Consider the following 5,431-nt stretch of genomic DNA (forward strand, 5'->3'; position numbering starts at 1 on the left):
TCCTCCGGATACGGAGACCTACGTCCCACCAAGACACCCTTCCTCGGACCATCAAGATCCATTGTCAGAGTGTCCACACCACAGGGGTCACCTCACTCGAGCGGGAGATCCTGCGCCGGGCGGCGGCCTATTTCGCCAAGGAGATGAAGTGAGGACCCGCCGCTGGGACTTCACCTCCGTCCATGCGGAGACCTTCGGTGTTCAGCGGATATGCCGGGTTCTTCAGGTCTCGCGCTCCGGCTATTACCGGTGGATCGCCGGTACGAAGGCCCGAACGGAGCGGCGGGCCGCCGACGACGTGCTGGTCGCAGAGATCCGCGAGGTCCACACCACGCACAGGGGAACGTACGGAGTCAGGCGCGTCCATGCCGAACTGCGGGGCTTCGGGCACACCGTCAGCCGCAAGCGTGTCGAGCGGTTGATGCGTCTGCACCGGATCGAGGGCCGCCACCTGCGGCGGCGCAAGCGCACCACTGTCCCGAACCGCCTCGCACCGCCCGCCCCGGACCTCGTCCGACGCAACTTCGCCGCCGGGCAGCTGGACGAGAAGTGGTGCGGCGACATCACATACGTGCAGGTCGGTGACTCGTGGCTGTATCTCGCCTGCGTCCTGGACATCTGCTCACGCCGGGTGCTCGGCTACTCCATGGCCTCCCACATGCGCGCCCAACTGGTCATCGACGCCCTGAAGATGGCCGTGGCCATGCGGGGCGGCAGCGTGGCCGGGGTGATCTTCCACGCGGACAGGGGCTCGCAGTACACCTCGGACGCGTTCGCGCAGGTCTGTGACGGTCTCGGGATCCGCAGGAGCATGGGCCGGATCGGCTCCAGTTACGACAACGCCCTCGCCGAATCGTTCTGGCAGGGACTCAAGAGGGAGACGATGCACAAGAGGCTGTTCTCGACGATGCGTCAGGCGAGGCTGGAGATCTTCCAATGGCTCACCTACTACAACACCCGCACAACACCCGCCGACGCCACAGCGCCCTCAACTACCTCTCACCTGCCGAGTTCGAACAGCAGCATCAGAGAGAACGTAGAATCACACTCGCAGCATGAACCCCGTGTCCACACTCCGGGGGACGCCTCAGGTGTCGGCATCGATGACTACCTGATGAGCCGTGGAATACCTGTAGTTCTTGGACTGCTCCGCGATCGCGTGGTCACGGGTAGGAACCAGGGTGCCGTCCACGATCAGCACGGCGTCCTTGCGGAATCGCTTGCGGGGCTGGAGTGCGAGCAAAGGCCCGAGGTGGTCGATGATCCGGTCCGCGGCCGACTTCGAGACGCCAAACAGCGGGGCGATCTGGCGCATCGTCAAGTTCGTTCGCCAGTACGCCGCGACCAGCAGAATCCGGTCCCCGAGCGGGAGCCCCCAGGGCCGTCCGCGCTGGAGTTCGGCAGCAGTCTCGCGCCGCACCGCGGTCACCAACTTCCCGAAGCAGCGCGGGCTCAGCCCGGTGAAGGGGCTTATCCAAGACGGCTCCGACGCCGTGATCACACCAGCCACACCAAGATCATCTCACCCCCGACCAGGCGTTACGGGACAAGCCTTAAGGACCGGCGAGTCATGCCGCCCCACGTTCGCCGCCTCGTGCAGAATTTCCTCAGTACTGCCATTTTGTCCACAGGTCCTGCTGGCGCGATCACCTGCCTTCTCCGCATCGGTGATTCACGGTCTCGAAAAAGGTTGTCATGAAAGAGTTTCCCGTCAGCTGGTGGCTGCCACGAAGGGATCCGGACGAGAAGATCGATCCGGTAGAGCTGCTGTTCGACATCACGTTCGTCCTGGCGATGACACAGGCTGCCTCACTGATGCGACACACGCCTGGGTTGGCGGGTGTGAGCCAGGCAGTCGTGATGATGATGATCTTGTTTTACCTGTGGCATCACGAGGTCATGACGTCCGCGGTGGCGACCGTGACAGCGCCCGTGATGAAGCTGTTTAACGTACTGCAGACCGGCATGATGCTGGCATTGGCAGTGACCGTGCCAGCAGCATTCGACCCGTGGTCCGGGTGGACGTGGGGACCGGGGCTGTTCGCGGCAACGCTGACGGTCAGTTGTGCGGTGGGGGCGGTGATGAACGGCCTCGCTTGGATCGGCGCTCCGCATCTATATCGCAACGCAGCGCTAATCTGGCTGGCCGCCGCGTTCCTGGCAGCCGGCACGTGGTTGTCGGTACCCGCGGAGGGTACGGCCAAGATCTGGATCATGTACGGGACTTATCTCGCTGCGACAACGGTTCACTGGTCGACGTGTCTACCGACGTATGACCGAATTGGGATTGGGATCGCGCCGGATTGGCAGATCTATGGGATCCGGGTCTTCTGTGATCGGTTTGATACGGCGTATCTGGTGGCGTGTTGTCTCGCGTTGGAGCTGTTGGAGCAGGCTGGGCAGCCCGCGCGTATTTCGGTGCCGCTGATCGCCTTGACTGCATTCGGCCTGGGCCTGGCTTACCTGTTTTATCGACTGGGTGTTCCCATCTCCGGACCCGCCCGACGAGGGATGGACCCACGGACCTCTACACTCTCCCTCGGGCGGAGTTTGTTCTTGCTGTTCTCTATGGATTTCGGGAATTCGCTGATGGCGAGTGGCCTGGTGGTCGCAGCGAACGCGATGCGTCAGTCGGTGGTAGAGATCATCGCGTCTGACGGTGGCGCGTGGCTGGGGCCGTCGGCGGGCATGAATCTTGTGGCTGAGCTCTTCGGAGGTGCCACTGTGTGTCTGCTGGGGCAGGCGATGGTGTGGTTTGCGGGGACATGGCGGGTGGACTGGCTGCGAGTGGGTGCTGCGGTGGGCTTCGTCTTGGCCATTCCGCTGCTGACCGGTCTTCCGGCGTTGATCCCGGTCGCTGTGATGGTTTCCGGTTGCGGGTTGTTGCTGGTATTGGATTCGCGGCGCGCCCGGCGAAAGGTGGCGCGAGCGTCGGCGGCAGTTCGGGCGGGTCTGGACGCAGCCCGGGCGAGGGCGAAGGTCATCTCACCACGATGGCGGTCCTGGCGTCCGGCCCTCAGGTTTACGGGGTCGGGGCATGAACTGTCGACATTTGAGCTGTTGTTCGACATCATTGCTGCGTTCACGTTCGCGCAGATTGATGTGCTGGTGCTGACCGACCCCACCATGGAAGGCGCCATGCGAGGGCTGCTCATCCTGGCGGTGCTGTGGGGCTGCTGGGTCACCTTCGTGTGGGCGGCTAACAACACCGATGCCGATGCCGGAACCACCCGCACCCTCCACATCACCGCGATCCTCGGCATGGTCTTCCTCGGCATGACCATGCCCCGCGCGTTCACCCAAGAAGGCCTCAGCCATCGCGTCCTGCTGTTCCTCGCTGCCTATTTGATCGTCCGTGCCGCCTCCGCCGCCCTGCTATGGAGTGTGAAGGGCCACACCGCCGGGATGCGCCCCGTGCTCATCGTCGGCGCCGCAATCGTCACAGCCGCCCTGATTGCCTGGTCGACGCAAGTCCCCCAGGAGCACCGCATTCCGATCTGGGTGGCCGGACTTGCCTGCGAACTGGCGGCTGCGATCCTGTATATGCGCGGCTGGCGGATTACTGCACCCGGACATTTGGGGGAGCGCTTCTCCTTCATCGTACTACTCGGCCTAGACATGTCCCTGGCCGGCGTCGGCACACAGCTCAACGGCTCTACAGTCGCCCTGCCCGAACTCGCCCTGATCGCGCTGGCCCTAGTGACATGCACGGTCATGTGGTGGTTCTACTTCGACCTGCTCGCCCCCTACGCTGATCACCGCCTCACCCACACCCACGCCAACGGCACACGCCTCGCGCACCTCTTCTACGACCTGATTCACTTCGCAGCCCTGGCCGGCACCATCGCCTTTGGACTCGGCCTGCGCTCCATCGCCCGCGACCTCGGCACTACCCACTCTCATCCATTCGGACCGCCCATCACCCCCCTCGTCGCCACGGCCCTCGGCGCCGGCCTGGCTACCTACCTCGCTGCGATCGCCGGCATGTGGAAACAACTCGGCCGCACCCCACGCCTCACCACACCTGCCCTCATCGCCCTCTCTCTAGCCGTCATCCCCATCCTCACCGGACAGCCCGCCCTGGCCGGCCTGACCCTCATCGTTACCCTCGCCCTCACCGCGATCCTCGCTGAAGCACTCAACCCCACCGCCCGCACCCAACGCCACACCCTGCGCGCAGAACTGACCCATCAGCCCACACGGACCATCGAGCAGCACCCGCCCGCCGCAGTCCCCGTCAGACCGCACATCTCAACGACCGACGTCGACCGGCAGTTCGACCTCCTCGACGTTAACCACGACGGCATTATCACCTGGACTGACTTCACCCACCTCCTACACCGCATCGACACCGACCCTGTCTGCCGCCGACGCGAACTGGGCCCCCGAGCGGAAGCCGCCTACCGCCAACTCTGGAACAACATGCGCGACGCCATGGACCACAACAACGACCACGCCATCACCCGCCACGAATACCGCACCTACTTCACCAGCAACCCCACCACAGACGCGTCAGCCGAACAGACTGCACCCTCGGACACGACCACCCTCGCCAACCTCATCCACACCCACCTCACCCACCTCGAACACGCCCGCAACTGACCGACCAGGAAAGCCTGTCGGCGTACAAGTGAGCTTCTTCAGCCGCGTCACCCGATCGTGGATGCATGGGCGTCTGGCCTGCTGGTTCAGCGGAGCGCGTCACCCGATCGGTGGCCGTTCTGAAGAAGCTCAGTGAACCTCTTTCATCCCGACCCTGAGAGAGTGAAAGGGCAGGTCAGTTCGAGTACCGCATCGACGGAGGCGAGGTGATCCGGCTGTTGACCGATCTCCTCGACCACGAAGCCTATCCGGCATCGGAGTTGGCGGATCTCTACCACGAACGGTGGGAGGCAGAGTCGGCATATCGCCAGGTCAAGACCTTCCAGCGCGGCAGGCAGGAGGTCCTGCGATCGGCCGACCCGCAACTGGTGCGCCAGGAGGTGTGGGCGCACCTGGTCGTGCACCGCTGCCTGACCGGCATCATCATGCACCTGGCCGGCCGGCACGGCATCGACCCGGACCGCATCTCGTTCGTCAAGGTCCTCAAGCACACCCGCCGCAGCGTGGTCCGCCAGCACACCGTAACCCCCACCAAGATCCGACAGTTCCTGGCTACGCTGGCGGCCAAGGTCCGCCGGAAACTCGACAACGGCACCCGCCGTCTCCGAGAGGCCGACCGTTTCCTCAAACGGCCCAACTCGCTCTACTCCTACCGGCCGAAGGACCGACCGCGAACCCCGGCCCGACGCGTAGCCGCCAAGACCATCACCCTGCATGCGGGGATAGTTCAGTAGTCAAACAACGGCATTGGCCCGGGACTTCGAAGTGGAACAAGGTGGAGCACCGGCTCTTCTCCCGTATCACCCACAGCCTGCGCGGACAGCCGCTG

Annotated in this window: 2 protein-coding genes and 3 pseudogenes; 4 read left to right on the plus strand and 1 reads right to left on the minus strand. The window is 64.2% G+C overall.

Annotated elements, in window-relative coordinates; all coding sequences use genetic code 11:
* Positions 1-148: 148 nt before the first annotated feature.
* Positions 149-949: pseudogene (locus ABT160_RS46180) on the plus strand (IS3 family transposase); the annotation flags it as partial.
* A gap of 141 nt (positions 950-1,090) precedes the next feature.
* Here ABT160_RS46180 and ABT160_RS46185 read toward each other — a convergent pair.
* Positions 1,091-1,510: pseudogene (locus ABT160_RS46185) on the minus strand (transposase family protein); the annotation flags it as partial.
* Between the two features lie 185 nt (positions 1,511-1,695).
* Here ABT160_RS46185 and ABT160_RS46190 point away from each other — a divergent pair.
* From ABT160_RS46190 to ABT160_RS46200, 3 genes and pseudogenes are all read left to right on the plus strand, one after another.
* Positions 1,696-4,602 carry a low temperature requirement protein A gene (locus ABT160_RS46190; protein WP_351656204.1) on the plus strand — a complete coding sequence of 969 codons (2,907 nt, stop codon included), beginning with the start codon at positions 1,696-1,698 and terminating at the stop codon, positions 4,600-4,602.
* 218 nt (positions 4,603-4,820) lie between these two features.
* Positions 4,821-5,336, plus strand: coding sequence for a hypothetical protein (locus ABT160_RS46195; protein ID WP_351656207.1), 516 nt, complete (start codon positions 4,821-4,823; stop codon positions 5,334-5,336).
* 17 nt (positions 5,337-5,353) lie between these two features.
* Positions 5,354-5,431, plus strand: a pseudogene (locus ABT160_RS46200) (ISAzo13-like element transposase-related protein); the annotation flags it as partial.

This window comes from Streptomyces sp. NPDC001941, assembly GCF_040296945.1.
Taxonomy (GTDB): Bacteria; Actinomycetota; Actinomycetes; order Streptomycetales; family Streptomycetaceae; genus Streptomyces.

What these genes read in the sequence shown, in the direction of transcription:
- ABT160_RS46190 (WP_351656204.1), top strand. Translation starts at nt 1,696, where the DNA reads ATGAAAGAGTTTCCCGTCAGCTGGTGGCTGCCACGAAGGGATCCGGAC.